The 26030-nt window shown below is 72.7% G+C and carries 27 protein-coding genes; 12 read left to right on the top strand and 15 right to left on the bottom strand.

The window, feature by feature from the left end; all coding sequences use genetic code 11:
* The first annotated feature begins 55 nt into the window (after window positions 1-55).
* Window positions 56-1753, top strand: coding sequence for a sensor histidine kinase (locus tag GH723_RS00245; protein ID WP_229022930.1), 1698 nt, complete (start codon window positions 56-58; stop codon window positions 1751-1753).
* 6 nt (window positions 1754-1759) lie between these two features.
* On the opposite strand, the gene GH723_RS00240 is transcribed toward GH723_RS00245, so the two are convergent.
* From GH723_RS00240 to GH723_RS00230, 3 genes are all read right to left on the bottom strand, one after another.
* Window positions 1760-2344, bottom strand: coding sequence for a TetR/AcrR family transcriptional regulator (locus tag GH723_RS00240; RefSeq protein ID WP_153757770.1), 585 nt, complete (start codon window positions 2342-2344; stop codon window positions 1760-1762).
* 114 nt (window positions 2345-2458) lie between these two features.
* The gene (locus GH723_RS00235) at window positions 2459-3430 is read right to left on the bottom strand and encodes a potassium channel beta subunit family protein (RefSeq protein ID WP_153761005.1); all 972 of its coding nucleotides are present in this window, start codon (window positions 3428-3430) and stop codon (window positions 2459-2461) included.
* An 84-nt stretch (window positions 3431-3514) separates the two neighbouring features.
* Window positions 3515-3895 carry a pyridoxamine 5'-phosphate oxidase family protein gene (locus GH723_RS00230; protein ID WP_153757769.1) on the bottom strand — a complete coding sequence of 127 codons (381 nt, stop codon included), beginning with the start codon at window positions 3893-3895 and terminating at the stop codon, window positions 3515-3517.
* 125 nt (window positions 3896-4020) lie between these two features.
* On the opposite strand from GH723_RS00230, the gene GH723_RS00225 reads away from it, so the two are divergent.
* Complete coding sequence (locus GH723_RS00225) at window positions 4021-5793, top strand: ABC transporter substrate-binding protein (RefSeq protein ID WP_153757768.1); 1773 nt, start codon at window positions 4021-4023, stop codon at window positions 5791-5793.
* Window positions 5794-5866: 73 nt separating this feature from the next.
* Here GH723_RS00225 and GH723_RS00220 read toward each other — a convergent pair whose 3' ends face one another.
* Window positions 5867-6202, bottom strand: coding sequence for a cupin domain-containing protein (locus GH723_RS00220; RefSeq protein ID WP_153757767.1), 336 nt, complete (start codon window positions 6200-6202; stop codon window positions 5867-5869).
* On the bottom strand, window positions 6199-7557 hold the full coding sequence (locus GH723_RS00215; RefSeq protein WP_153757766.1) for a carotenoid oxygenase family protein: 1359 nt from the start codon (window positions 7555-7557) through the stop codon (window positions 6199-6201). Before GH723_RS00215 ends, GH723_RS00220 begins: the two co-directional genes overlap by 4 nt.
* Before the next feature lie 61 nt (window positions 7558-7618).
* Here GH723_RS00215 and GH723_RS00210 point away from each other — a divergent pair, with 61 nt between their 5' ends.
* The 3 genes from GH723_RS00210 (at window position 7619) to GH723_RS00200 (ending at window position 10227) form a co-directional block, all read left to right on the top strand.
* Window positions 7619-8278 (top strand): TetR/AcrR family transcriptional regulator, encoded by a 660-nt coding sequence (locus GH723_RS00210; RefSeq protein WP_195210427.1) that lies wholly within the window; start codon window positions 7619-7621, stop codon window positions 8276-8278.
* A 119-nt stretch (window positions 8279-8397) separates the two neighbouring features.
* Entirely contained in the window at window positions 8398-9540 is a 1143-nt protein-coding gene (locus GH723_RS00205) for a Na/Pi symporter (protein ID WP_153757764.1), read from the top strand.
* 12 nt (window positions 9541-9552) lie between these two features.
* Entirely contained in the window at window positions 9553-10227 is a 675-nt protein-coding gene (locus GH723_RS00200) for a PhoU domain-containing protein (RefSeq protein ID WP_153757763.1), read from the top strand.
* A gap of 159 nt (window positions 10228-10386) precedes the next feature.
* Here GH723_RS00200 and ilvA read toward each other — a convergent pair whose 3' ends face one another.
* The gene (gene ilvA / locus GH723_RS00195) at window positions 10387-11943 is read right to left on the bottom strand and encodes a threonine ammonia-lyase, biosynthetic (protein ID WP_153757762.1); all 1557 of its coding nucleotides are present in this window, start codon (window positions 11941-11943) and stop codon (window positions 10387-10389) included.
* 51 nt (window positions 11944-11994) lie between these two features.
* Between ilvA and GH723_RS00190 the strand changes: the two genes are divergently transcribed.
* Window positions 11995-12846 (top strand): hypothetical protein, encoded by an 852-nt coding sequence (locus tag GH723_RS00190; protein WP_153757761.1) that lies wholly within the window; start codon window positions 11995-11997, stop codon window positions 12844-12846.
* A gap of 3 nt (window positions 12847-12849) precedes the next feature.
* Here the strand turns inward: GH723_RS00190 and GH723_RS00185 are convergent, their stop codons facing one another.
* The 3 genes from GH723_RS00185 to GH723_RS00175 are packed head-to-tail and all read right to left on the bottom strand — an operon-like array spanning window position 12850 to window position 14577.
* The gene (locus tag GH723_RS00185) at window positions 12850-13965 is read right to left on the bottom strand and encodes an EAL domain-containing protein (RefSeq protein WP_153757760.1); all 1116 of its coding nucleotides are present in this window, start codon (window positions 13963-13965) and stop codon (window positions 12850-12852) included.
* On the bottom strand, window positions 13962-14135 hold the full coding sequence (locus GH723_RS00180; protein ID WP_153757759.1) for a DUF1059 domain-containing protein: 174 nt from the start codon (window positions 14133-14135) through the stop codon (window positions 13962-13964). The genes GH723_RS00185 and GH723_RS00180 overlap by 4 nt, the downstream gene beginning before the upstream one ends.
* Before the next feature lie 37 nt (window positions 14136-14172).
* Window positions 14173-14577, bottom strand: coding sequence for a hypothetical protein (locus GH723_RS00175; protein ID WP_153757758.1), 405 nt, complete (start codon window positions 14575-14577; stop codon window positions 14173-14175).
* Between the two features lie 135 nt (window positions 14578-14712).
* Between GH723_RS00175 and GH723_RS00170 the strand changes: the two genes are divergently transcribed.
* On the top strand, window positions 14713-15387 hold the full coding sequence (locus GH723_RS00170; RefSeq protein WP_153757757.1) for a metal-dependent transcriptional regulator: 675 nt from the start codon (window positions 14713-14715) through the stop codon (window positions 15385-15387).
* 9 nt (window positions 15388-15396) lie between these two features.
* Here GH723_RS00170 and GH723_RS00165 read toward each other — a convergent pair whose 3' ends face one another.
* Both GH723_RS00165 and GH723_RS00160 read right to left on the bottom strand, forming a co-directional pair.
* Entirely contained in the window at window positions 15397-16938 is a 1542-nt protein-coding gene (locus tag GH723_RS00165; RefSeq protein ID WP_153757756.1) for an outer membrane protein assembly factor BamB family protein, read from the bottom strand.
* 17 nt (window positions 16939-16955) lie between these two features.
* A complete protein-coding gene (locus GH723_RS00160) occupies window positions 16956-18170 on the bottom strand; it encodes a cytochrome P450 (protein WP_153757755.1) in 1215 nt (404 codons plus the stop codon).
* A 73-nt stretch (window positions 18171-18243) separates the two neighbouring features.
* Between GH723_RS00160 and GH723_RS00155 the strand changes: the two genes are divergently transcribed.
* Together GH723_RS00155 and GH723_RS00150 are read left to right on the top strand one after the other, a co-directional pair.
* Window positions 18244-19035, top strand: coding sequence for an inositol monophosphatase family protein (locus tag GH723_RS00155; protein WP_153757754.1), 792 nt, complete (start codon window positions 18244-18246; stop codon window positions 19033-19035).
* Window positions 19032-19826 carry a thioesterase family protein gene (locus tag GH723_RS00150; RefSeq protein ID WP_153757753.1) on the top strand — a complete coding sequence of 265 codons (795 nt, stop codon included), beginning with the start codon at window positions 19032-19034 and terminating at the stop codon, window positions 19824-19826. The genes GH723_RS00155 and GH723_RS00150 overlap by 4 nt, the downstream gene beginning before the upstream one ends.
* On the opposite strand, the gene GH723_RS00145 is transcribed toward GH723_RS00150, so the two are convergent.
* The gene (locus tag GH723_RS00145; RefSeq protein WP_153757752.1) at window positions 19818-20126 is read right to left on the bottom strand and encodes a GNAT family N-acetyltransferase; all 309 of its coding nucleotides are present in this window, start codon (window positions 20124-20126) and stop codon (window positions 19818-19820) included. The genes GH723_RS00150 and GH723_RS00145 overlap by 9 nt on opposite strands.
* Before the next feature lie 28 nt (window positions 20127-20154).
* Window positions 20155-20988: a zinc ABC transporter ATP-binding protein AztA gene (gene aztA, locus GH723_RS00140; protein ID WP_153757751.1), complete on the bottom strand. Its 834-nt coding sequence runs from the start codon at window positions 20986-20988 to the stop codon at window positions 20155-20157.
* Window positions 20989-21090: 102 nt separating this feature from the next.
* On the opposite strand from aztA, the gene GH723_RS00135 reads away from it, so the two are divergent.
* Genes GH723_RS00135 through GH723_RS00125 form a run of 3 tightly spaced genes read left to right on the top strand, consistent with a single transcriptional unit; the run spans window position 21091 to window position 24914 of the window.
* Window positions 21091-21708, top strand: coding sequence for a hypothetical protein (locus GH723_RS00135; protein ID WP_153757750.1), 618 nt, complete (start codon window positions 21091-21093; stop codon window positions 21706-21708).
* A gap of 40 nt (window positions 21709-21748) precedes the next feature.
* Window positions 21749-24184, top strand: a complete 2436-nt coding sequence (locus tag GH723_RS00130; protein ID WP_153757749.1) for an HAD-IC family P-type ATPase — start codon at window positions 21749-21751, stop codon at window positions 24182-24184.
* 4 nt (window positions 24185-24188) lie between these two features.
* Window positions 24189-24914 (top strand): maleylpyruvate isomerase family mycothiol-dependent enzyme, encoded by a 726-nt coding sequence (locus GH723_RS00125; RefSeq protein ID WP_195210426.1) that lies wholly within the window; start codon window positions 24189-24191, stop codon window positions 24912-24914.
* Here the strand turns inward: GH723_RS00125 and GH723_RS00120 are convergent, their stop codons facing one another.
* Window positions 24915-25361, bottom strand: coding sequence for a hypothetical protein (locus GH723_RS00120; RefSeq protein ID WP_153757747.1), 447 nt, complete (start codon window positions 25359-25361; stop codon window positions 24915-24917).
* A gap of 32 nt (window positions 25362-25393) precedes the next feature.
* Entirely contained in the window at window positions 25394-25981 is a 588-nt protein-coding gene (locus GH723_RS00115; RefSeq protein WP_153757745.1) for a hypothetical protein, read from the bottom strand.
* Between the last annotated feature and the right edge of the window lie 49 nt (window positions 25982-26030).

Here is a 26030-nt window from a genome sequence, read left to right as displayed (position 1 = left end):
GCGTGTGACTGCAGTCACGTCTATGGTTCTGCCGGTTCGCACCCGGGAGGACCGCATGCCCCACGACCGCTTCGTCGTCCCCGCGGCGCTCCGGCGCGCCGGCATGGTCTACGCCGCGTCGACGGTCCCGCTCTGCGGGGTGCTGTGGTGGTCCGTCGACGGTCGTCACGAGTACCTCGACGCCCTGCTGCTCGCCGGGCTCCTCTACGCCGTGCCCATCCTGGTGCTGGCCCTCGTCGCGTCGGTGCGGGCCGCCCCCGGCGACCGCCACGTCTGGCGTCTGTGGGCCGGCTCCGCCGCGTTCGGCACGTTCATGAGCTACTCCCTGCGGGCGCGCGCCGCGGACGGGTGGGACCCGGCCACCGACTGGAGCCCGGTGAGCTCGGTCGTCGCCATCGTCGTGCTCATCGCCGCCAACTCGCTCATCCTCCGACGGCGCTCCGGCGAGCGGGCCGCGCTCGTCGATGCCATCGACCTCCTCATGGCCACGATCGCGGCGACGACGCCGCTCGCCCTCGTCTGGGGGCGCCAGGTCGTCACGCACCCCGACGCCTGGTTCACCGTCTCGTCCGGGGTGTGGCTGATCGGCTCCTTCCACGGCCTCTTCGTCGCGCTGGCGATCCGGGCGCGCACGCGCCACGACGAGCGGGCCACCGCCACCGCCGGCGTGGTCCTCGGCCTGGCCGGGGTGCTGGCCGCCATCGCCCAGATCCACCACGCGCTGAGCGGGTTCCCCGCCCCCGGCGGCCCGGCGCTGATGGCCCAGGCCGCCTCGCTCGGGATGATCATCGTCTTCTTCCTGTTCTCCACCCGCACCCCGGCGACCGGCCTCGAGCGCCTGCCCGCCGCGGCGCAGGTGCGCCGCCAGTCGGTGGTCATCGTCGGCGTGCTCGTCGCCGTGCCGGTCATCGCCGGCGTCGCCTGGGCGCGCCGGGAGCACGACTGGGTCACCACCCTCGCCTTCGTCGCGCTGAGCTCGCTGCTCGCGCTCTCCGCCGTCCGCCACCTCCTGTCCGCCCGAGAGACGACGCGCCTCTACCGCGAGGTCGAGCGGGCCGCGATCGAGCGGGGCGAGATCCTCTCGGAGGTCATGGACCACATGGACGCCGGACGCCACCGCGTCGCCGCCCACCTCCACGCCCAGGCGGTGTCGCTCTACACCGCCATGGCCACCATCAGCGCGTCGCTCGACGACGCCGGCTCCTCGGGCGCCACCGCTTCGGCCACCCAGGCCGCCGCCCGGGTCCGCCACGACCTCGGCAAGCAGGCCGACGCACTGCGCCGCTTCTCGCTCGCGGTGAAGCCGCTCGACACCTGCGAGACGACCTCGCAGGGCCTGGCCGCACCCATCCGGGCCTACGTCGAGAACGTGTTCGCCGGCGGGCGACGTCCGGCCCTCGACCTGCACGTCGACCCCGACCTCACGCTCGACTGGCGCACCGAGGCGATCGTCATGCGCATCGTCCAGGAGGCGACGACCAACGTGTGGCGCCACGCCCGTGCCACCGCCGTGCGCGTCGCGATCGAGGTCGAGCGCGACGTGCTGCGGGTCGAGGTCGGCGACGACGGGGTCGGCATGGCACGGCCGCCGGCCGGCGGGCGGGGCCTGTCGTCCATGGAGAGCCTGGCCGGCTTCCTCGGCGGCCGGCTCCGGGTCACGACCGGGCCGGGTGAGGGGACGACGGTGCGGGCCGAGCTCCCGATCGACGCCCTGCCCCGGGCCACCCGCCCGACGCTCAGCGTCGTCCGCTGAACCGCCTCAGGCGAGCTGCGACGTGGCGTAGGCGCAGGTGACCCGCCACGCGGCCTCGGCCTCGACCTCGCCACGCAGCGCCAGGTCGACGGTGGCCAGCGCGAACCCGAGGATGCCCGAGGCGGCGGCCGTCAGCTCGGCCACGTCGAGCTCGGCGTCGGCGATCACCCCGGCGATCTCCGAGGTGAGCAGGGCGCGGGCCGCGAGCCCTGCGGCCTCGATCTCGGGCTCCCCCGTCGACCAGACGTCGCGGAACAGCGCGCGGTAGGCGTCGGGGTCGTCCTGGAAGTAGGCGAAGAGCGCCCCGATGACGTGCTCCATCCGGGTGGCGGGCGAGAACGGCACCGACGCCGCGTAGCGCAGGCGCTCGTGGAGCTCGCCGACCACCTGGTCGAGCACGGCGACGAAGAGGTCGGCGCGACCGGATGGGAAGTACCGGTAGATCGAGCCCCTCGACACCTCGCCCGCCGCCGCGACCTCGGCCAGGGCGAAGCCGTCGTAGCCGCCGCGCAGGAAGACGCCGCGCGCCGCCTCGACGATCTCGGCCCGGCGGTCGTCCGGTCGCCGTCGGACCTGCTTCGCTGCACCCATCCGGATCTCCCTTCGCTCCCCGCACCGATCCCCGGTCAGCTCCCGATCGGCAGGCTACGCCGCCGGATGAGGCCGTGCTGACATCAGGGGCCTGTAGAGCGGTCGCTGCTGACGTCAGCCGACCCGACGGAGGACCGTGCGGATCTCGTCCATGACCTCCGGGGTGAGCTGCGCGAGCACGTCGAGGGCGCCGAGGTTCTCCTCCACCTGCTCCACCCGGCTGGCGCCGGTGATCACCGTCGACACGCGGGGGTTCGCCGCGCACCAGGCGATGGCGAGCTGGGACATCGTGGCCCCGAGCCGCTCGGCGATGGGCAGGAGGTCGCGCACGACGGCGTTGCGATCCGGATCGGTCACCAGGTCGCGGAGCCACTCGTAGCCCGGCAGCGTGGCCCGGCTGCCCTCGGGGATGCCGTCGACGTACTTGCCGGTGAGCAGGCCCGACGCCAGGGGGCTCCAGGTGGTGAGGCCGAGGCCGATGTCCTCGTAGAGGCGGGCGTACTCCCGCTCGACCTTCCGGCGCTCGAACATGTGGTACTGCGGCTGCTCCATCATCGGCTTGTGCAGGTGGTGGCGCTCGGCGACCTCCCAGGCGGCGCGGATCTCGTCCGCGCTCCACTCCGAGGTGCCCCAGTAGTGCGCCTTGCCCGACTCGATCATGTCGGACATCGCCCACACCGTCTCCTCGATCGGGGTGTCGGGGTCGGGCCGGTGGCAGAACACGAGGTCCACGAACTCCAGCCCGAACCGCTCGAGCGACCCGTCGATCGCCTGGTGCAGGTACTTGCGGTTGAGGGTGTTCCGCATGTTGACCATCTCGCCGTGGATGCCCCAGAAGAACTTGGTCGACACGACGTAGCTGTGGCGCGGCCAGCCGAGCTCGGCGATGGCCCTCCCCATGATCCGCTCGGACTCGCCCCCCGCGTAGGACTCGGCGTTGTCGAAGAAGTTGACCCCGCGGTCGTACGCGGCGGCGAGGCAGTCGCGTGCGAGCCCGGTGTCGAGCTGGGAGCCGAACGTCACCCAGGACCCGAAGGACAGCACGCTGACCTGGAGGCCTGATCGCCCGAGGCGGCGGTGCTCCATCGGCGTGGGATCGGTCATGGCGGGCTCCTCCCTCGCGGCCCGGACGAGCCGCTGCCCGCCGAGCCTACGAGCGCGGCCCGGGGCTCACTCCTCGATCGGGATGCAGCTGGGCAGCGAGGGGTCGGCGTCGGCCCGCCGGTGCTGCACCGCGCGCGTGGGGTGCACGCGGAGGGTGCCGCCCTGCTCCTGGCCGCCGCCGGCGGTGACGACGGCGTCGCCGTCGACGATGAGCAGGTGGTCCGGGTCGGTGGCCACCGGCGGCCACACCACGGCCACCGCGGGGTGGGCGATGGCGTTGCGGGCCGAGGTGCGACCGACCTCGATCTCGAGCTCGGAGGAACCGACGCGCACCGGCGCCGACACCGTGTGGGGACGGCCGTCGTCGCCGACGGTCACGACCAGCGCGACCTCGCCGTAGCGATCGACCGCGGCGGCGAGGGCGTCGAGGGGCACCGGAACGCTCATGGAACGAGGGTACGACGGCGGTGACGTCCGGTCACGGCCCCAATTCCGTGCCCCGCGTCACCTGTGACTACGATCACAAGCGCCCGGCCGGGGTGGCCGGGAGAATCCAACGGGGAGAACTGAAGATGAGGCACTCACGACGCCAGCTCTGGCGCGTGCTCGCTGTCCTGGCGGCCCTCGGGCTGCTCGCCGCGGCGTGCGGCGACGACGACGGGGGCGGCGAGGAGTCGAGCGACACCACGATGCTGCAGTCCGGCGAGGCCGGCGGCGACGAGGAGGGGGGCGACGAGGACGCGCCGGCGCCGCAGTACGGCGGCAAGCTCGTCGTCGGGATCGAGGCGGAGACCAACACCTACGACCCGGTCGAGGGCCAGTTCTCGAACCCGGGACTGACCGTGGCGCTGTCGCTCTACGACCCGCTCGTCGGCCTCGACGAGAACGGCGAGTTCCGCCCGTTCCTCGCTGAGTCCCTCGAGGCGAACGAGGACCTGACGGAGTGGACCGTCGGCCTGCGCGACGGCGTGCAGTTCCACGACGGCACGCCCCTCGACGCCGAGACGCTGAAGTGGAACTTCGACACGCTCCACTACCCGACGGACTCCCGCAACCGGGCCGACCTCGACTCGTTCGGCGTCACCGGCATGGAGATCGTCGACGACATGACGGTCAGGTACACGCTCTCCGAGCCGAACGCCGCCTTCCCCGACCTGCTCCGTGGTGACATCGGCTGGCCGGTCTCCCGCCAGGCGTGGGAGTCGATGGGCCAGGAGGCCTTCGGCCAGGCCCCGGTCGGCACCGGGCCGTTCGTGTTCGAGTCGTGGACGCGCGACGACCGGCTGATCGTCACCCGCAACGAGAACTACTGGTTCACCGACGAGGAGGGGAACCAGCTGCCGTACCTCGACGAGATCGAGTTCCGGCCGATCCCCGACGACGACTCGCGCATCGCGAGCCTCCAGTCCGACGACATCCAGGTCATGCAGACGCTGCGTGGCCCGAGCGTGAAGGCCGTCCTCGAGATGGTCGACGCCGGCACCCACGGCGCCAACCTGTTCGTCGGCAACACGTCGTCGGTCACCGTGATCAACACGCTGAACCCGCCGCTCGACGACCTGCGCATCCGCCAGGCCCTCGCGTACTCCAACGACCAGGAGGCGATGGCCGCCGTCCGCAACGACGACGGCCTGGTGCCGCCGGCCAACGGGTTCTTCAGCCAGGACAGCCCGTGGTACTCCGCCGACGCCGTGGCCGACTACCCCGGCGCGAACGGACAGGACCTCGAGGCGGCGCGCGCCCTCGTCCAGGAGTACATCGACGATCCCGAGCGCTCCGACGGCAAGGCCCCGGGCGAGCCCGTCGTGATCCCCTACGAGTGCCAGCCGGACCCGAGCCTCGTGGCCGGCGCCCAGCTGCTCCAGTCGATCTGGGGCGACATCGGCATCGAGCTCGAGCTCGAGCAGGTCGAGCAGGCCGCGATGATCACCAACGTCGTCGGCGGCGCCGACACGGACCCGCCGTTCCGCGGCAACTTCGACCTCGCCTGCTTCCGGGCCGGCGGTGGCGACGGCGATCCGCTCACCTCGCTGCAGAGCTTCTTCGGCGCGGTGCCGAGCACGCCCGGCAACTTCACCAACTTCACCGATCCCGAGGTCGACGCGGCCCTCGACCAGCTCCGCACGTCGGCGGAGTTCGAGGACCGGTACGCGGCGATCGAGACGATCAGCCGGATCACCGCCGAGCAGGTCCCGGTCGTCTGGAACGTGGCCACGCCGACGCTCGTCGGCTACCGCGAGGACGTCCACGGCATCCCGACGTGGGGCTTCCCCGACGGCACCGGTGGCACCGGCACGCCGGGTGCGACCGTGAGGTGGCACCAGACGTTCATCGCCGCCGACTGACTCGCCACAGCGCGTCGCCACGCGACACCAGGGGCCCGGCCGGTCGACGGCCGGGCCCCGTCGCGTCCCGGCCTCAGAGCCGGAAGATCGACAGGTAGGTGGCGCCCCCGGGGCTGGAGAACGTGACGTGCTCGGAGCCGGCCTCGGCGACGTAGCCGTCCCCCGGGCCGAGGACCTCGCCGTTGGTCTCGACCTCCCCCGCCACCACGTGCAGCATCTCGGTGTGGTCGTGGACGTGTCGATCGCCGCGGTAGCCGGGCGTGGCCTCCACGAGCGCGAGGTGGTAGCCGTCGCCCGAGGCGAGGACCTTGGCCCAGGCCGACCCTCCCGAACCCCACGGCACCCACTCGACGTCCGCGGACCGGCCGATGCTCCAGCCGGCGAGGAGGTCCTGGGACGCGGCGCTCATCGGTCGGCCACCCAGTTGCCGTGGAAGCCGAGGGGGACGCGGTTCGGCAGCTCGACCGCCGCCACCGGGCCCGCGCCCGGGTCGGCCGCCGGCAGCACGACCAGCTCGCTGCGGTCGGTCGTCGCGTCGTGGACCAGGCTCATCAGCCAGCCGTCGTCCTCGGCGGCGTCGACGTCGCTCGGGACCATCACCCACTCCCCCGACGTGCGGCCGGGCCCCAGGTCGACGACCTCGGCGGTGCCCGCCACCCGGTCGTGGCGGACGAGCTGGCCGGCGAAGCCGACCCCCCCACCGTCGTCCGCGCCGACGGTCGTGCCGTAGGCGTAGCGGTGGGGTCGCCCGACCCGACGTTCGTCCACCCGGGGGAACTCGAAGGCCACGTCGCTCAGCTGCTCCTCGGTCACGCGACCGGTGGCGAGGTCGAGCGTCCAGCGGTGCAGCAACGGCGTCGACTCGTCGGGCCCGGTGCGCACGCGGTCGAACATGCGGCCCCAGCGCACGACCTCGAGCACCACGCGGTCGCCGTCCTCGTAGGCGTTCAGGGGGTGGAAGACGTAGCTCGGCTCGACCTCGAACCACCGCACGTCGGCCCCGCTGCCACCGAGCGGCAGCACCCCCACACGCGCCCCGTAGTCGTCGCTCCAGGCGTAGGGGAAGCGCACCCCGCGGGCGGCGTCGTCCATGGAGAACACCACCGGGAGGTCGTAGACCACCATCCACCGCTCGGTGATCGAGCAGTCGTGGACCATCGGGCTGCCGGGCACCTCGATCGCCTCGACCGAGCGGACCCTGGCGTCAGGCCCGACCACCACGTACTGCAGGTGGGGCAGCGCCCAGTGGTAGGCGATGGCGTGCAGGTCCCCCGTGGCCGGGTCGACCTTCGGGTGGGCCGTGAAGCCGTTGGGCAGCGTCCCGTCGAGGTCGCTGTGGCAGATGGTCTCGAGCTCGTGGTCGAGCTCGACCGGGCGGGCGCCGGCCTCGACGACGGCGAAGGTGCGGCCGCCGACGCCGATGACGTTGGTGTTCGCGGTCTCCATGCCGCCGTGGCGCTCCCCCGGCACCGGCTCCTCGCCGAGCGCCTGGGAGACCGACGTCGACCGGACCCACCGGGCCCGGTACCACTCGGCCCGCCCGCCCCGCAGCTGGATGCCGTGGACCATGCCGTCCCCGGTGAACCAGTGGTAGGTGGCCGGGTCCTGTCGCCCGAGCGGGTTCGGCCCGTTGCGCAGGTAGCGCCCCTCGAGCGCCTCCGGCAGCGTCCCCCTCACGGGCAGCTCGGTCGCGGTGACCTCGGCCGGCAGCGGGGCGTGCAGCCCGGTGAGCCACTTGCTCGTCGTCGTGATCGCATCGGTCATCGGTCCCCTCCTGGTGGATGACACCGTTATGTATAACGCTGTGATCTATGATCGGTCAACCATGTGCGCGAAGAAGCCGGACCCCGACGTCGCCATCCGCCTCATCGAGGCCGCAGCGAGGGTCCTCGCCGAGGAGGGCCCCGCGGCGGTGTCCGCACGCCGCCTGGCCAACGAGGTCGGCGCGTCGACGATGGTCGTCTACACGCACTTCGGCGGGATGGACCACGTCCTCGGACACGTGCGGCGCGAGGGCTTCCGACGGTTCGCCGAGGCGCTCGCCGGACCCCGGATCACCGATGACCCCGTCGCCGACTGGATGAGCCAGGCGTGGGCCTACCGGCGGTTCGCGCTCGACGAGCCGCACCTCTACCGGGCGATGTTCGGGTCCGAGATCGGCGTCACCGCCCACGACACCGCCGAGGACGCCGAGGCCGCGCTGGCCACCTTCGCCCTGCTGCTCGACCGCATCGAGCGGTGCGGGACGTCGGGGCGGTGGGCCGTCGACGACGTGGCCCTCGCCGGCGAGATGTGCTGGGCCCTGGTGCACGGGTTCGCGCAGATCGAGCTGAGCGGGTTCTTCGCCGACGTCGGCCGCGACCCCACCGCAGCCCACGCCCAGGCGATGCGCCGGGTCGCGCTCGGCTACGGCGACGACCCCGACGAGGTCGACGCCTCACTCGAACGTGCCCGCCGACGAGCCGCACGGGCCGGGTTGCTCTGACGCCGACTGTGAGCGCGCCGCGCTGCGTCCGGTAGCTTGCGCGGACGAGGTCCATGCGCACGCCGGCCACCGGCGGGTCCTCTCACCCGACAGCCGACCGGCCTCGTGCCGCGGGAGACATGAGCACCCACACACCCGACAGCCACGCCGCGCGGCTGCAGCTGCCCACGCCGGCGCGCGCCGCCCTGGTCGTGGCGCTGATCTACCTCTTCCTCGTCGGCGTCGGGTCCCTCGAGACCGGCATCTCCACCATGGGCGGCGACGTCCAGGAGCAGCTGTTCTCCCGTGTCACGAACCCCCTCGCCGGACTGTTCGTCGGCATCCTCGCCACGGTGCTCGTCCAGTCGTCGTCGGCGAGCACGTCGGTGATCGTCGGCCTCGTCGCCTCGGGGGCGCTCGGCGTCGACGCCGCCGTCCCGATGATCATGGGCGCCAACCTCGGCACGACGGTCACCAACACCCTCGTGTCGCTCGGGCACGTGCGTCAGGGCGCCGAGTTCCGCCGGGCCTTCGCCGCGGCCACCGTCCACGACTTCTTCAACATCTTCACGGTGATCCTGCTCTTCCCGCTCGAGCTGGCCACCGGGGTGCTCGCCACGATCGCCGAGGCGATGAGCGAGGCACTCGTCGGGTCGTCGGGCGCCGAGTTCCGCAGCCCGGTCAAGGCCTGGGTGGAGAGGCCGGTCGACGCCGTCCTCGAGACCCTCGACGGCACCGTGCACGGGACGGCCCTCGGCCTGGTGATGGTCGGGATCGGCCTCGCGATCATCCTCGTCGCGCTCACGTTCATCACGAAGAACATGCGCCAGCTGGTCGCCGACCGGGTCGAGCGGTCGCTCAACGCCATGCTGGCCAAGGGCGGCGGCGTGATGGCCATGCTCCTCGGCGTCGTCATCACCGTCGCGGTGCAGTCATCGAGCATCACGACGTCGATCCTCATCCCGCTCGCCGCCGCCGGGGTGCTCAGCCTGCCGAACGCCTACCCGGTGACCCTCGGCGCCAACGTCGGCACGACGATCACCGCGCTGCTCGCTGCGATGGCCGCGAGCCGACCGGAGGCGCTCACCATCGCCTTCGTCCACACGCTGTTCAACGTCAGCGGCATCCTGATCATCTACCCGGTGCGGGCGGTCCGCTTCCTCCCGATCCGGGCCGCCGAGGCCCTCGCCGACCTCGCCGCACGGCGCACGCGGTGGGCCATCGGGTACGTGTTCGGTACGTTCATCGTGGTGCCGATCATCGGCATCGTCGTCCTCGGCTGAAAGGCATCCGAGATGGTCCTGTCGTTCTTCCGCCGAGGCGAGTCCGGGATGGAGCAGATCACCCAGCGGGTGGTCGACATGCTCCACGACGCTCGCCACTCCTTCGACCTCGCGACGTCGGCTCTCGTCGACGGGGTCCCCGCCGGTGACGTCGCGGACGACCTGCACGCCACCGACGAGCGGATCAACCGGGCCGAGCAGGAGCTGCGCCGCGAGCTCATCGTCCACGTCGCCGTCCACGGCGGCGACGACATCGGCGACGTGCTCGGCTACACGCTGCTCATCAAGAAGATCGAGCGCATCGGCGACCAGGCCAAGAACATCTGGGACATGGCCGGCGAGGGGGTCTCGTTCGCCGAGGCCGACGACCGGGAGGAGTACGCGAGCGGCCTGCGGGCGATCTCGGAGATGGTCGACGAGGTCGCCGAGCTCATCGTCGACCCGGACCCGGACCGGATCGCCGCCTTCCGGGCGCGCGCCGACGCGATGCGCGTGGCCGAGGAGGCGCGCATCCGCGAGTTCATGCACTCCGACGAGCCGGGGCACTGGGCCGTGCCCCGCGCCGTGCTGCACCGCTACCTGAAGCGGGTCGTCGCCAACCTCGGCGGGGTCGTCACCACGCTGACCGAACCGGTGCAGACCCAGGACTACTTCGACGAGGGCCGCACCGACATCGACGACGACTGACACCGTCCCGCGTCCGACGCGCGCCCCGCATCACCCGCCCCGCATCCTCAGGCCCGGGGTCGGGCGCGGTTGGCGTCACATGCGCCGGATGCCGCGCCCAACGGGCCGGGCCGGGTCGGGTCGGGCGCGGTGGGGCGGGTGTCGAGGACGGACGCGCCGTCAGGGGCGGCGGAGGCCGGCGCGGGTGAGGAAGGCCTCGTAGGCCACGTTCCCGACCTCGTCCTGAGCGGGGTAGCCGAGCACGTCGAGGAAGGCGCGGAACTCCTCGCGCTCGGCCGGCGGCACCTCGAAGCCGGCGAGGACCCGGCCCACGTCGGCGCCGTGGTTGCGGTAGTGGAACAGGCTGATGTTCCAGCGCCCCCCGAGCGTCTCGAGGAAGCGCATGAGCGCACCGGGGCGCTCGGGGAACTCGAAGCGGAACACGACCTCGTCGAGCACCCCCGGCGGGCGTCCGCCGACCATGTGGCGGACGTGGAGCGTGGCCACGTCGTCGTCGGACAGGTCGATCGTGTCGTAGCCCTTGTCCCGGAGGAGGCCGGCCAGCTCGCTGGCGTCGGCGCGGGACGCCACCGCGACGCCGACGAAGATGTTCGCCTCGTCCCGGCTGTTGAGCCGGTAGTTGAACTCGGTGATCACCCGGCGGCCGAGCGTGGCGCAGAAGTCGCGGAACGCTCCGGGCCGCTCGGGGATCGTGACCGCGAACAGGGCCTCGCGGTTCTCGCCGAGCTCGGCCTGCTCGGCGACGAAGCGCAGCCGGTCGAAGTTCATGTTCGCCCCGGAGAGGACGGCGACGAGCTGGCGGTCGGCGACGTCGTGGGTGCGCGCCCAGTGCTTCATGCCCGCGACGGACAGCGCGCCGGCGGGCTCGACGATCGTGCGGGTGTCCTCGAACACGTCCTTGATGGCCGCGCTGATCTCGTCGTTGCGGACGATGACGATCTCGTCGACGACCCGACGGACGAGCGGGAACGTGTAGCGCCCCACCTTCCGGACGGCGACGCCGTCGGCGAAGATCCCCACCTCGTCGAGCTCGATCGGCTCGTCCGCCGCGAGCGACCGCGACATCGCGTCGGCCTCGATCGACTCGACGCCGATCACCTTCACCTCGGGGACGACCGCCTTCAGGTAGGCCCCGATCCCCCCGATGAGGCCGCCGCCGCCGACCGGGACGAAGACGGCGTCAAGGCCGCTCGTGGCGTGGCGGACCACCTCGTCAGCGATCGTGCCCTGGCCGGCGACGACGAGCGGGTCGTCGAACGGGTGGACGAACGTCATGCCGGCCTCGGCGACCAGCCGGTCGCAGTGCTCCTGGGCGTCGGTGTAGCTGTCACCCCAGAGGATCACCTCGGCGCCGAAGGCGCGCACGGCGTCGACCTTGATCGCCGGCGTGGTCTCGGGCATCACGATCCGCGCCGGGATCCCGAGGTGCCGCGCCGAGTAGGCGACCCCCTGCGCGTGGTTGCCGGCGCTCGCGGTGATGACGCCACGGGCCCGTTCGTCGGGGCTGAGGTGGGCGATCTTGTTGTGCGCGCCGCGCAGCTTGAAGCTGAAGACCGGTTGCAGGTCCTCCCGCTTGAACATCACCGAGGCACCGAGGCGCCGCGACAGGCGGGGGGCCGGATCGAGCGGCGTGTCGGTGGCGACCTCGTAGACCCGGCTGGTCAGGATGGCGCGCAGGATCCCGTCGAGCTCGGGTTCGTCGTCGTGGTGGGGCATCCGACCTCCTCGGCGACCATGCTGCCGCACCTCTCGCTAGGCTCGCGCCGCATGGACGCCACCCTCGCCCTCGCGGCCGTCGTCGCGGTCGTCGCCGCCGTCCGCTCCACCTGGTCCCCGTGCGGCGTCTCGATGCTCTCGACGATCACGCCGGTCACCGAGGCCTCTCGTGACCGGTCGTACCCCGTCACCGTCGCCTGGTTCCTCGTCGGCGCCGTGGTCGGCGGCATCACCCTCGGCCTCGGTGCCGCCGTCGCCGCGGCGCTCGTCGGGGGGCTCGACCTGCCCACAACCACCGCTCTCGGCACCCTCGCGGCGCTGGCCGTCCTCGCCGCGGCCTTCGACGCCCGCATCCTGGGCCTCGACCTGCCCGGCCACGGCCGCCAGGTGAACGAGACCTGGCTCACCCGGTTCCGCTCCTGGGTCTACGGCGGCGGGTTCGGCTGGCAGATCGGCGTCGGGCTCGCCACCTACATCGTCACCGCCGGCGTCTACCTCACCGTCGCCGCCGCGGCGCTCACCGGGCGGCCGCTGGTGGCCGCCGCCCTGGGCACGCTCTTCGGGCTCACCCGGGGCTTGGCCATCTTCGCCGGCGCCCGGCTCACCACCCACGAGGCGCTCTACGACTTCCACCGTCGGTTCGAGGACCGCCGCGAGCTCTCACGCCAGGTCACGATCGGCGCCCAGCTGCTGGTCGCCGCCGTCGCCGCGGGCCTGGCCTGGGGCCCGTCGGGCCTGGCCGCCACGGTCGCCGCCGGGGTCGTGGTGCTCGCCCTCGTCCAGCCCGAGGTGATGCGGGTCCGCTCCACCGCTCGGGGCGTGACCACCCCGGTCGAGATCACCGACCGCCCGGCCACCGTCCTGGTCGACGAGCGGGCCGCGAGCTTCAGCGCCGGCCGCTGAGCCTCAGCTGGCGCGGGGCTCGACCCCGTCGGCGAGGGCCACGAGCAGCCGCTCCACGCTGACCGCGCCGACGAAGCGGCCGGCATCGTCGATGACGAGGACGTCCTCGCGGGTGCCGCGCACGGCCAACCGCCGGGCCACGGCGACCGGGCTGTCGCGCAGGTTCACCCGGAGCGCTGCGCGCACGGTCCCGTCCAGGGCCGCGCCCGTGTCGACGACGCCGGTCGGGTGCTCCGACTCGTCGAGCAGCACCACGTAGGGGGCGTCGGAACCGGCGAGCAGGCGGCGCGCCGCGTCGGGGTCGACCGCGGGGGCCGTCACCGGACGGTGGAGGAGCGGGTGCAGCGGGGAGTCGGTCGGCCGGGGGCGGCGTGAGGGGGAGGACGTCGCCGCCCAGTCGTCGTCGGGACGGCCGAGGGCCCAGCCCTGACCGAGCGGGACGCCGAGGTCGGCGACGCGCTCCACCTCGGCGTCGGTCTCCAGGCCCTCGGCGATCACCCAGGCGTCGATGCGATCGGCGAACAGGCCGAGCATCTCGACCAGGCCGGCCTTGGCCAGGTCGCGGTCGACGGCGGTCACGAGGCTGCGGTCGAGCTTCAGGAAGTCGGGGCGGAGCTCGAGGATCTGCTGGAGCCCGGCGTAGCCGGCGCCGGCGTCGTCGACGGCGATCCGCGCCCCCGCACCGCGGTAGCGGCGCAGCACGGGGGCGAGCTGCACCCCGTGGATGGGCCGGTGCTCGGTGAGCTCGAGCACGACACCCCGGAGGTCGCCCGCCTGCTGGAGCACGGCGGCCACCCGCGGGTGGGCGAGCGACGAGGGCTCGACGTTCACGGTGAGGAAGCAGTTGGCCGGGAGGTCGTGACGGCGCTCGAGGGCGCGCGCCAGCGTGGTCGCCTCGAGCTCGGCCGAGAGCCCGCTCTCGGCGGCGGCGTCGAACCAGCGGTCCGGGCCGATCCCGGGGACGAGGTCGAAGCGGGTCAGCGCCTCGTAGCCCGTGACCTGGCCGCGCACGAGGTCGACGATCGGCTGCACGACCGTGCGGACGCCGTCGCCGGCGATCGCCGCGTCCAGCGGGAGGGACCCGGCATCGTCCGGCCGGCGACCCTCCAACGCGGTCACGCGTCGACGATCGCGGCCCGCACGGCGGAGACGAGCTCGTCGCTCACCTCGGCGAGCCCGTGGTCGGCGGCGGCGTGCTGGCCGACGGCCTGGAGGATCTCGCCCTCGTGGGCCGCGAGGAAGGAGGCATCGCAGCCCGGGACGACATCACCGCAGTTGAAGCGCTTCATGGCCCGGTGATCGGCACCGGCCGGGCGCAGATGAGGCTCAGGCGAGCAGGGCCTGGACGTCGAGGACCGACTGCCAGACGAGCAGCACGAAGATCCCGCCGCCGACGACGGTGTAGTGCCACCGGTACTTGTGGTCGGCGGCGAAGAACCGGCGCACCGAGAACGCGATGGCGACCATCGACACCGCGCCGACGAGGAGGCCGAGGACCGGACCGACGCCACCGGAGAGGTCGACGAGCGGGCGCAGCACCGGCAGGAGGACGTAGGTGAACAGGCACCGGGCCGCGGAGATGGCGATCGACTTCTGGAAGGCACCCTCGGCCCCGAGGATGCTGGTCTTCGGCCCGTCGACGGGGAGCCGGAGGAGCCGCCGCATGGCGCGGTCGGCGTCGGAGCGCGGCGGGTGGGCGACGGTGGGCGCGGCCGGCACGGTGGTGTCCATCGGCAGACGACGCTACCCCCACGGCGCCGCTCCGCCCCAGCCGGCCCCGGGTGACGTGCGTCGACAGGGCGTCGGCCAGGTCGCCGCGGCCCGAACGCCATGCCGACGAGGACGCCTCCCGGTACGCTCGCGCCCATGGCTCCCTACAAGACGCCCGAGTACCACCCGGCGTTCGAGGAGTACTGCGAGGCCATCTACGAGCTCGCCGAGGACGAGGTGGAGGTCATCCAGGCCCGCATCGCCGAGCGCCTCGAGGTCTCCCGTCCCGCGGTCTCCGAGATGATCCGTCGGATGCAGGCCGAGGGCCTCGTCGAGGTCGACCGCACGATCCGCCTCACGCTCTACGGACACGAGCTGGCCACCACCGTCGTGCGTCGCCACCGCCTGGCCGAGCGCTTCCTCACCGACATGCTCGGGCTCTCGTGGGCGGAGGCGCACCAGGAGGCCGGCCGCTGGGAGCACGTCATCTCCGAGTCGGTGGAGGAGGCCATGAGCCGGGTCCTCGGTGAGCCGACGACCTGCCCGCACGGCAACCCCATCCCGGGGTCGGCCTACGTCGCCGACCCCGCCACCACCACGCTCGACACCGTCGAGGTCGGCGCCACCTTCACCGTGCGCCGCATCACCGAGGAGCTCGAGTTCACCGACGGCCTGCTCGAGTTCCTCGAGCAATCCTCCGTCGTGCCCGGCTCGGTGGGCACCGTGGCCGCCGTGGGCCCCGACGGCACGGCCATCATCGAGATCGACGGGCAGCCAGTCGGCCTCGGCGACTTCGTGCGCTCGCGCATCCAGGTCACCCCGGGCGCCTGACCACGGGGGTCAGCGACCCCCGGGCACCACCACGACCGGCTCGTCGGTGCGCTCGCCCACGGCGTGCACGAAGCCACCCCGCGTGCCGACGTAGATCCGGCCGTCCCACACCGCCGGCGTGGACTCGATGCACCCACCGAGCTCGACCGTCCACAGCTGCGGCGGCACCCGGCTGGTGTCGCGGACGTCGAAGCCGCGCAGCACGCCGCCCCGGCAGTCGCCCTGGACGAGGACGTCGTCGACGACCACCGGCGACTGCCACGTGGGGCCGCGCAGGAACATCTCCCAGCGCTCCTCGCCGGTGGCCCGGTCGAGGGCCATGACGCGACCCCCGTCGGTGGGCACGATGAGCACGTCGCGGTGGATGGCCGGCGTGGCCCACACGCCCTTGCGGTCCGGGTCGTGGACCGACCACACGACCGGGTCGTCGGGCCGGGACGGATCGAGCTTCACGATCTGGCCCACCTCGTCGGCGCGCGCCGTCGAGCGCTCGTACTGGCTGGCCACGTACAGCATGCCCTCGTCGTCGACGACGATCGTGGCGTCGGTGTCGTCACCCATCCAGAACCGGAAGACCCGCTCGGGGTCGCGCCCCTCCCGCAGGCCCGAGAGGTCCCACCCCTGCACGAGGCCGCCCGAGTTCGTGAAGTAGGCGACGTCCCCGGAGACGGCGATCGAGCTCTCGATCGAGACCTGCTCGTCGCCGAGGTCGTCGAGCAGCTCGTCGTCCCACCCCGGCGCCGTGAACACGAGCTCGGGGTCGACGGTGACCGAGCCGTCCGGCGCGTAGCCCCGGTTGAGCTTCCAGACGTACCAGAACGAGTTCTCGCCGCCCTGGATGAGGTGGTCGTCGATGACGAGGGGCGACGCGTCCCAGTCGTCGTTCCAGAGGCCGCCCTCGACCGAGTTGGCGTCGAAGGTCCACAGCTCCCTCGGCGCCTCGCCGTCGAACGCCACGACGTGCATGTGGTCGTCACGGGAGCCGCTGTAGACGAGCGGGTAGCCGTCAGGGTCGACCGTGACGGTGCCCTTGATGATGTCGCCGGTCTCGAAGCTGGGGATGATCTCGCTGCCGTCGGCGGCGTCGAGGAAGTGGATCGACCGGTCGTAGGCGCCGAACACCACCCACGTGCGGCCCTCGCGCTCGAACACCGCCGGCTGGCCGGTCCAACCGGTGCCGCACCACTCGAAGGTGCCGCTGTAGTCGCCCTGCTCCACCTCGGACTCCGAGCACATCGGCGCGTCGGGGTACCGCCAGAGCCGGACCGGGTCGGCGGGCATCGGCCCGGTGCCGTGGAACGTGCGCGTGGGGTTGCCCCGGAAGGTGAGCAGCCCGTCGACCGCGTCGCCCCACGGGTGGCCCGCCGACGCGGGGTCGACCCAGGCGTCGCCGGCGCCGGTCGGCTCGGCGGTGGGCCAGTCGGGGGCGGCGGTCGAGGCGTCGGTCGACGACGCCGAGGCGGCCACCACGGCCAGGGCGGCGAGCACCGCCACGACGAGCGCGGCGGTGCGGACGGTGACGACGGTGGAGGACGGGGGTGAGCTCGGCACTCCCGCCAGTCTGGCCCTCAGCGGAGGGTGATCGGGAGCGCGTCGAGGCCGCGCAGGTTGATGCGCCCGTTCCAGCGGGCCGGGACGTCGTCGAGGGTGGCGTGGGGGAACCGGCGCACGAACGTCCCGATCGCGACCTGGCCCTCGAGCTTCGCGAGGGACGAGCCGAGGCAGTAGTGGACCCCGCTGCCGAACGACAGGTGCTGCCCGGCGTCGGCGCGGTTGAGGTCGAGCCGGTCGGCCGTCGGGCCCCACTTGGCCGGGTCGCGGTTGGCCGACGCGAGGACCGTGGCCATGAACGTGCCCGCCTCGATGCGACGGCCGTCGATCTCCATGTCCGCCAGCGCGATGCGTCGCGAGATCTGGACCGGCGGGTCGAACCGGAGCAGCTCGTCGATGCCATGCATGATCAGGGCGGGTTCGGCGACGAGTGCGTCCCACTGGTCCCGGTGGCGGAGCAGGGCCCGGGTGCCGTTGCCGATGAGGTTGACGGTGGTCTCGTGCCCGGCGATGAAGAGCAGCGCCACCTGCGACATGAGCTCCGTGGTGGTGAGCCGGTCACCGTCCTCCTCGGCGTGGATCAGCGCGGTGAGCATGTCGTCGGCGGGGTTCTCGCGCTTCCACGAGATGACGCCCCCGAGGTAGTCCTGCATCGCCAGGCTCGCCGCCATCGACGCGCGGATCTCGTCGTCGGAGATCACCGGGTCGAGCGTCTTCACCATCTGGTTCGACCAGTCGCGCACCTGGAGCATGTCGGCCTCGGGCATGCCGAGCATCTCCGAGATCACCTGGAACGGCAGGGGGAAGGCCAGGTCGCCGACGAGGTCGATGTGGCCGTCGGGTTCCACCCGGTCGAGCGCCCGGTCGACCAGCACCTGGACGCGAGGGCGCAGCGCCTCGATCGAGCGCGGCGTGAAGGCCTTCGACACCAGGCGGCGGAGCCGGTCGTGGTCGGGTGGGTCGAGGCCCAGCATGGAGGGCTCGCCGCGGTCCTCCACGCGCAGCGCCTCCAGCTGCTCGGCCTTGCGGCTCTGGCGGATGTTGCGATCGTCGACGCTGAGGGAGGGGTCCCGCAGGACCCGGAAGCAGTCGTCGTAGCGGAAGAGCATCCAGTTGCCGTCGAGGGTGGCGTGGACGGGGTCGAGCTCCCGGAGCCGGGCGAACTGGCTGTAGGGGTCGTCGAAGTAGCCCGGCTCGAACGGGTTGTAGAGGATCGGCTCGGCGGTCGTCACGGTGGCCCCCCAAGGTCCTGGACGAGTCGTCGGTCAGTCTGACGCCTGACCGGGCCGGTGCCAAGATGCTCCGGTGCCGCCCACGACCGCCCCGCCTGCCGATCCCGCCCTCCTCGAGACCGCCGTCGAGATCCTCCGGGCCGCCGGCGATCTCACCCTCCAGCACTTCCGGGACCCGGACCTCCACGTCGACGACAAGGCCGACGGCACCCCGGTGACCGTCGCCGACCGCGCCGCCGAGCGCCTCGTCCGCGAGCGCGTCCTCGAGCGGTTCCCCGACGACACGATCCGCGGCGAGGAGGAGGCCGACCACGTGGGCACCAGCGGCCGCACGTGGATCGTCGACCCGATCGACGGCACCAAGGCGTTCACCCACCGCGTGCCCCTCTACTCCAACCTGCTCGCGGTCGACGACGAGCACGGACCGCTCATCGGGGTCGTCAACATCCCGGCGCTCGGCGAGACCGTGTGGGCCGGTCGGGGGCTCGGGTGCTTCCACCAGGGCGAGCGGGTGCACGTCTCCGAGCGCGCCGAGCTGCGCGACGCGTGGTTCGTGACGAGCGGGCTGACGAACTGGCCTCACGACCTGCTGGCCCGGGTGCAGGACGCCGGCGTGCACCTGCGCACCTGGGGGGACGGGTACGGCTACCTGATGGTCGCCACTGGCCGGGCGGACGCGATGATCGACCCCCAGGCCGCCCTCTGGGACGTCGCCCCGATGCCGGTCATCTTCGCCGAGGCCGGCGGCCGGTTCAGCTGCACCGAGGGGCGCCACGGCGCCGACAACGGCAGCGGCGTGGCGACCAACGGGCGCCTGCACGACGCCGTGCTCGAGCTGATCGCCGGCCCGGACCGCCCGGCGTGAGCACCTCCGGCTTCTTCGACCTCGACCCGTCCGGGCGCTACCTGCCCCGACCCGAGGCCCGCAGCCCCTGGTCCGCCGACATGCTCCACGGGCGGCTGCTCGCCGCGATCGCCGCCCGCACCGTCGATGCGCACCACGCCGACGACGGGTTCCGCCCGGCGCGGCTGACGATCGACCTGTTCCGGTCACCCGCGATGGAAGCGGTCGAGGCGACGCACCAGCGGGTCCGCGACGGCGGCCGGGTGCGGGTCGTCGAGGTGGACCTGCACGTCGGCGGCCACCACGCCGCCCGCGCGACGGTCGTGCTCCTGCGCACCGGAGCGCACCCCGAGGGCGACGTCTGGACGCGGCCGGACTGGGACGTGCCGTCGCCCGACGATGTCGACCACCCGGCGGTCAACGTCTCGACGCCGCTCTCGCTGCAGATCCGGGCGATCGACGGCCGGGGCATGGGCGCGCCCGCCCAGCGCCAGGTGTGGCTCCGCGACGAGCGGGGACTGCTCGACGACGAGCCGATGGGCCCGTTCGTCCGCGCCGCGGCCGCTGCGGACTTCGCGAGTCCGCTCGCCAACTCCGACGGCGGCGGCCTGGCGTTCATCAACGCCGACATCACCCTCTACCTGGGTCGGCTCCCCGCCGGCGAGTGGGTCGGCCTCGAGGTCGGCGCCCACGTCGGCGCTGACGGGGTGGCGGTCAGCCGCTGCGACCTGTTCGACGAGGCGGGCATGTTCGGCACGGCGGACGTGTGCGCGGTCGCCAACGCCCCGATGCGCCGCGCCGGATCATCCTGACCCGGCGCCGTCCCAGTCGATCGTGATGCGCCCTGCCTCGTCCGGGTGGCGCTCGAGCCACCGCTGGACGTAGGGGCAGCGGGGGACGACGGTCTCGCCGGACCGGGCCGCCCGGTCGATCGCGGACTGGACGAGGCGGGCGGCCACGCCCTTGCCACCCATGGCGTCGGGGACCCCGGTGTGGTCGAGCACCAGCCGGCCGCCCTCGGCGCGGTAGGTGAGCTCGGCCTCGGCCCCGTCCTCGCGGTACACGAAGCGCTGCTCGTCGGCGTCGTCGATGATGTCGGTCGCGTCGCTCATCGTCGCTGCTTACCCGCCGCGGGCGAGATCAGTGGTGATGCCCGGGATGGGGGTGGACGGCCTCACCCTCGTCGGCGTGGTGCGGTGCGTCGTCGAGCATGAGCACGTTGTCGCCGAGCGCGATGAGCCGCTGCCCGTAGGCGGCCGCCAGGTGCGTCGAGACGAGGACGTCCTCGGGCGGCCCCGACGCGACCAGCCGCCCGGCGAGGAGCAGCACGTGGTCGGCGTGCGCGGCATCGCCGAGGTCGTGGGTGGTGGTGACGACGAGCCGCCCGGCGTCGCGCTCCTGTCCGATCACCTCGAGGATGATCCGTTGGGACACGACGTCGAGACCGGTGACCGGCTCGTCGAGCAGCAGCACCGGCGCGTCCTGGGCGAGTCCTTGGGCGACGAGGACGCGCTGGCGCTGCCCGCCGGACAGCTCCCGGACCTGCCGCCCGGCCAGGTCGGCGACCTCCAACCGCTCGAGGGCGGCGTCGACCACGGCGTGGTCCTCGGCCCGCAGCGGGCGGAACGGCCCGCGGCGGCCGTAGCGGCCCATCGTCACCACCTCGCGCACCGAGATCGGCAGGTGCTCTCGCACCTCCGCGCCCTGGAGCACGTAGGCGACCTCCGCGCCCGAGCCGGGGAGCCCTCGGCGCTCGAGCTGCCCGGATGCCAGGGGCAGCAGGCCGGCGATGGCGTGCAGGAGCGTCGACTTGCCCGAGCCGTTGGGGCCGATCACCGCGGTGACCGTCCCGGCCCGCAGCTCGAACGACAGGCCCCGCAGCGCCCAACGGTCGCTGCGCCGGACGCCGAGGTCGCGTGCCACGAGGACCGTGGCGGCGGACGTGGAGGAGGGCGCACCCGGGACGTTGGTCACACGGTCACGCTACCGGGGGACCCTACGGCCGCCGGGGCGACGTCCGTAGGGTCGATCGGGACGACGGAGCCGCGGCGCGGCCGCGGCAGGAGGAGGACCCCGATGAAGCGGAAGACCCTGGATCTCGCGTTCAGCATCGGAGGGCTCGGCATCGCCGTGCTCCTCCTGATCTTCGGCATCGTCCTGCAGGGCGAGGCGAACTTCGCCGACGACTACGTCGCCGAGCAGTTCTCGGAGCAGCAGATCTACTTCACGCCGGCCGAGGAGCTCTCCGAGGAGGAGGCCCAGGCCGAGTGCCTCGTCGAGTACGGCTCGGGCTCCGAGGAGGAGCGGCTCCTCGACTCCGGGAAGGAGGCCGAGTGCTACGCCAACGAGTACATCGGGCTGCACCTGCGCCAGAGCACCGGCGGCCTCAGCTACGCGCAGCTCGGCGAGCCCCAGAGCGAGCTGCGGGCCCAGATCGAGGCGGCGGAGGCCGACGGCGACGACACCGCCGACCTCGAGGAGGAGCTCGCGGCGATCAGCCAGCAGCGCGACACCGCCTTCCGCGGCGAGACGCTCCGCGGCATCCTGCTGACCGCCTACGGGTTCAGCGAGATCGGCGCCAAGGCGTCGCTCGCCGCGACGGTCGCCTTCGTCGGTGCGGCGCTGATGCTGCTCCTGTCGATCGCGGGCTTCGTGCACTGGGCGCGGACCCCGGAGACCGCCACGGTCGACTGAGCCTGGGGGCTGCGGGGCCCCGTGTAGCTTTCGGCACCGGATGGCCCCGCACGCCCCCCCGCTCCACGGCCTGACGGCCGACGAGGTCGAGGAACGCACCCGAGACGGGCGCATCAACCTCGTCCCCGACACCCCCACCCGCACGGTCGGCCAGATCGTGCGGGCCAACGTGCTCACCCCGGTCAACGGGATCATCAGCGTGATGTTCGTGCTCATCATGATCGCCGCGCCGGGGCCCGACGCCCTCTTCGCCGGCGTCGTGATCAGCAACAGCGTCATCGGCATCGTGCAGGAGCTGCGGGCGAAGAGGGAGCTCGACCGGCTCGCGGTGCTCAACGCCCCCCGTGCCCGCGTCGTGCGCGACGGCCACGTGGCCGAGATCGGCATCTCCGGCGTCGTCGCCGACGAGGTCCTCGAGCTCCAGCCCGGCGACCAGATCGTCGTCGACGGCGAGGTCCTCGTCAGCCACGGGCTCGAGGCGAACGAATCCCTCCTGACCGGCGAGTCCGACCCGGTCCTGAAGGAGAAGGGCGACCAGGTCATGTCGGGCTCCTTCGTCGCAGCCGGATCCGGCTACTACCGGGCGACCCGGATCGGCGCCGAGTCCTACGCCGCGGCGCTGGCCGAGGAAGCCCGGCGCTTCCAGCTCGCGCACTCCGAGCTGCGGCGCGGCATCAACCTCATCCTGCGCTGGCTCGTCGTCATCATCCCGCCGGTCTCGGTGCTCCTGCTCGCCTCGCTCCTGTCCGCCGAGGACGAGTGGCGCGAGGCGCTCCGTGGCACGGTCGCTGCCGCGGTCGCCATGGTCCCCGACGGGCTGGTCCTGCTGACGAGCATCGCCTTCATCGTCGGGATCCTCGGCCTGGCCCGACGCAAGGCGCTCGCCAAGGAGCTGGCCTCGGTCGAGCTGCTCGCACGGGTGGACACGCTGTGCCTCGACAAGACGGGGACGATCACCACCGGGGAGATCGCCTACACCGACGTGGTCCTCCTCGCCGACGACCTCACGGGGGTGGACGAGGTCCACGCCGCGCTCGGCGCGCTCGTCGCCGCCGACCCCAACCCGAACGCCACCCTCGCCGCGATCGGAGAGGTCCTCGCCGCTCCGCACGACTGGTCGCCGAGGACCGTCATCCCGTTCTCGTCGGCGCGCAAGTGGTCGGCCGCCGACTTCGACGGGCGCGGCTGCTGGGTGCTCGGCGCCCCGGAGGTCGTCCTCGAGGGAGCGGCAGCCGACGCCGGCGACCAGGTCGAGCGCTGCCGGGACGAGGTCGCACGCCACGCCGACGCCGGTCGCCGCATCGTCCTGCTCGCCCGGGCCGACCTCGCGCTCGACCAGTCGCACCGCGACGGGGCCCTCCCGCACGGCGTGGCCCCCGTCGCCCTCGTGCTGCTCGAGGACCAGGTGCGGCCGGACGCCGAGGAGATCCTGCGGTACTTCTCCGACCAGGGGATCACGCTGAAGGTCATCTCCGGCGACCACCCGGCGACGGTCGCCGCGGTCGCCGGGCGCGCCGGCATCGACGCGCTCGGGCCCCCGATGGACGCACGGGACCTGCCCGACGACGAGGAGGAGCTGGCGACGGTCCTCGACGGCACCACCGTGTTCGGCCGGGTGACGCCCCACCAGAAGCGGGCGATGGTCGGCGCGCTCCAGCGCCACGGCCACGTGGTGGCGATGACCGGCGACGGCGTGAACGACGTCCTCGCCCTGAAGGACGCCGACATGGGCATCGCCATGGGGGCCGGCAGCGCGTCGGCCCGGGCCGTGGCCCAGCTCGTCCTGCTCGACAACGCGTTCGCCACCCTGCCCACCGTCCTCGCCGAGGGCCGACGGGTGATCAACAACATCGAGCGGGTCGCCAACGTCTTCGTGGCCAAGGCGGCCTACGCCGTGTTGCTCGCCGCCCTGACCGGGCTGTTCTCGGTGCCGTTCCCGTTCCTGCCGCGGCACCTCACGATCGTCGGCACGTTCAGCATCGGGATCCCGGGCTTCTTCCTCGCGCTGGAGCCCAACGTGCGCCGGGCCGTGCCGGGGTTCGTGGGTCGCGTCGTCCGCTTCGCCATCCCCTCGGGGGTCGTCGCCGGTCTCGCCAGCTGGGTCGCCTACTCCGAGGTCCGGGACCGCACCGGCGTCGAGCTCGACGAGGCGCGGACGCTCGCCGTGTGCGTGCTGCTGGCCCTCGGCCTCTACATCCTCGGGCTGCTCTGCCGGCCGCTGAACACCTACCGGATCGTGCTGCTCGCCGCGATGGTCGGCGGCTACCTCGTCGCCCTCACCTGGGGACCGGTCCAGGAGTTCTTCGCCCTCACCCTCCCCGACACCGAGCACTGGACCCTCGGGGCGGTGTGCGCCCTCGTCGGGATGGCCGTCCTCGAGGTCGGGCCCCGGCTCCTGCCCGGATGGGACCTGCCGCCCCGCACGGAGCGCGTCGACGGTCATCGCCCGGTGTCGGGCACCCGCCTGCCAGACTGACCCCGTGGACGTCGAGGGGTGGATCGAGGCGCTGCGCCGTGACGGCGACGCGCTCGTCGCGGTCGTCCCGGCCGACCTCGACGTGCCGACGTGTCCGGGCTGGACGCTCGTCGACCTCTACCACCACCTCGGGTCGGTCCACCGCTGGCAGATCGCCCAGGTCGCCACCACCGATCCCGAGGCGTTGCAGCCGCCGCCCAAGGTCGAGCTCCCGCAGGACCCCGACGACCTCGTCGACTGGATGATCGACGGCGTCGACGAGCTCGCCGACCTCCTCGAGCAGGTGGGCCCCGACCACCCGACCTCATCCTGGTTCGGCCCCCGGCCCGCCAGCTTCTGGGCCCGCCGTGCCGCCCACGAGACGGCGGTGCACCGGTGGGACGCCCAGGCGACGGTGACGAGCCCCGAGGCGTTCCCCGCCGACCACGCCGTCGACATCGTCGACGAGATGTTCGAGGTCTTCGTCCCCCGGCGCCTGGAGCGCCACCCGTGGCCCGATCCGCCGGTCACGATCCACCTGCACGCCACCGATACCGAGGGCGAGTGGACGGTCGCCCTCGGCGGCACCGACATCTCGGTCGAGCGGGCCCACGGCAAGGGCGACGTCGCCCTGCGCGGCCCGGCGTCGGACCTGGCGCTCGTGATGTTCGGCCGGATCCCCGTCAGCCGGCTCGAGGTGTTCGGCGACGCCGCGGTGATCCACCGCTGGCACTCGTCGGTGCACCTCTAGTCAGTAGACGTTCGGCGTCGCCGTCGGCGCGAAGTCGGGGGCGGACGGCACCGCGACGGGATCGGGCATCGGCACCTGCTCGTCGGAGTCGTCGCCGACGAACAGGTCGCCGAACCTCTCGAGCGCCCCGCGGTTCTCGCGGATCTCCTCGACCCGGGCCGCCCGGTTGTTCTTGTTCTGCTGGTCCATGGCCGTGGCCCACGCCTCGGCCCAGTTGCGCGCGTCGTCGCGCAGGGCGCTGATCACCGTCGTGCGGCTGGTGCGCTCCTGCTCGCGCCGGGCGACGAACGAGTCGGCGTGGGGCCCCTCGAACTTGGCCGTGGCCGTGTCGGCGTCCACCTCGCGGTCGGCGTCCTCGGACTGGATCAGGTCGGCGAGCTGCCACAGCTGGCGGGCCAGCTGGAGGCTGCCCTCGAAGTCGAACCCGACCGCGTCGCCGGTCGTCATGCGTGATCCCTCCTGCGCGTTCGGCCCACTCGCTACTTGTTGGCCTTGTTGATCTCGTCGATCTGCTTGTCGATGTAGGTGGCCATCTCGGTGTTGGCCTCCTGCACCTTGGACTGCGCCGAGCTCGTGAACCCCGACACCGCCCCCACCGCGTTGTCCTTCGCCGTCCCCACCCAATCGGTGTTCTGCAACGCCGACAAGTGGTTCGAGAACTGCTCGGAGATCGCCGAGAAGTGCGACGACGCCGTCGACTTCATCCCCTCCAGAGCCGGCAGGTTCGCCCCCACCGACTCATCACCCGCCGGCACCGCCGGCGCCGAGATCGTCGACCCGTTGAACGCGATGTCCACCGGACCACCACCCAACGACGCCGCGATGTTCGACGTCGTCGACCGCACCGCATCGGCGATCTTGGTCATGTCCTGGGTCAACGCGTTCGCCAGCTCCGTCGCCAACTGCCCGCACTTGGTCTTGAACGCCACCGCGTTCGGCCCGTAGTAGTCCACCGACACCGCATCGGACACCAACGCCTCCAACGACGTCCGGATCGACCCGAACATCTCCTGAGCCGACTGACCGTAGGCCCGCACCGACGGCGGGTTCACACGCACATCCGACACCACACCACTCCTCACCCCGGCACCACCGGGAACGACGACCAACACCCAA

This window comes from Actinomarinicola tropica, from assembly GCF_009650215.1.
Lineage (GTDB): Bacteria > Actinomycetota > Acidimicrobiia > Acidimicrobiales > SKKL01 > Actinomarinicola > Actinomarinicola tropica.
The sequence above is the reverse complement of the archived record's forward strand: the minus strand, read 5'-3'. Positions and strand labels throughout refer to the sequence as shown.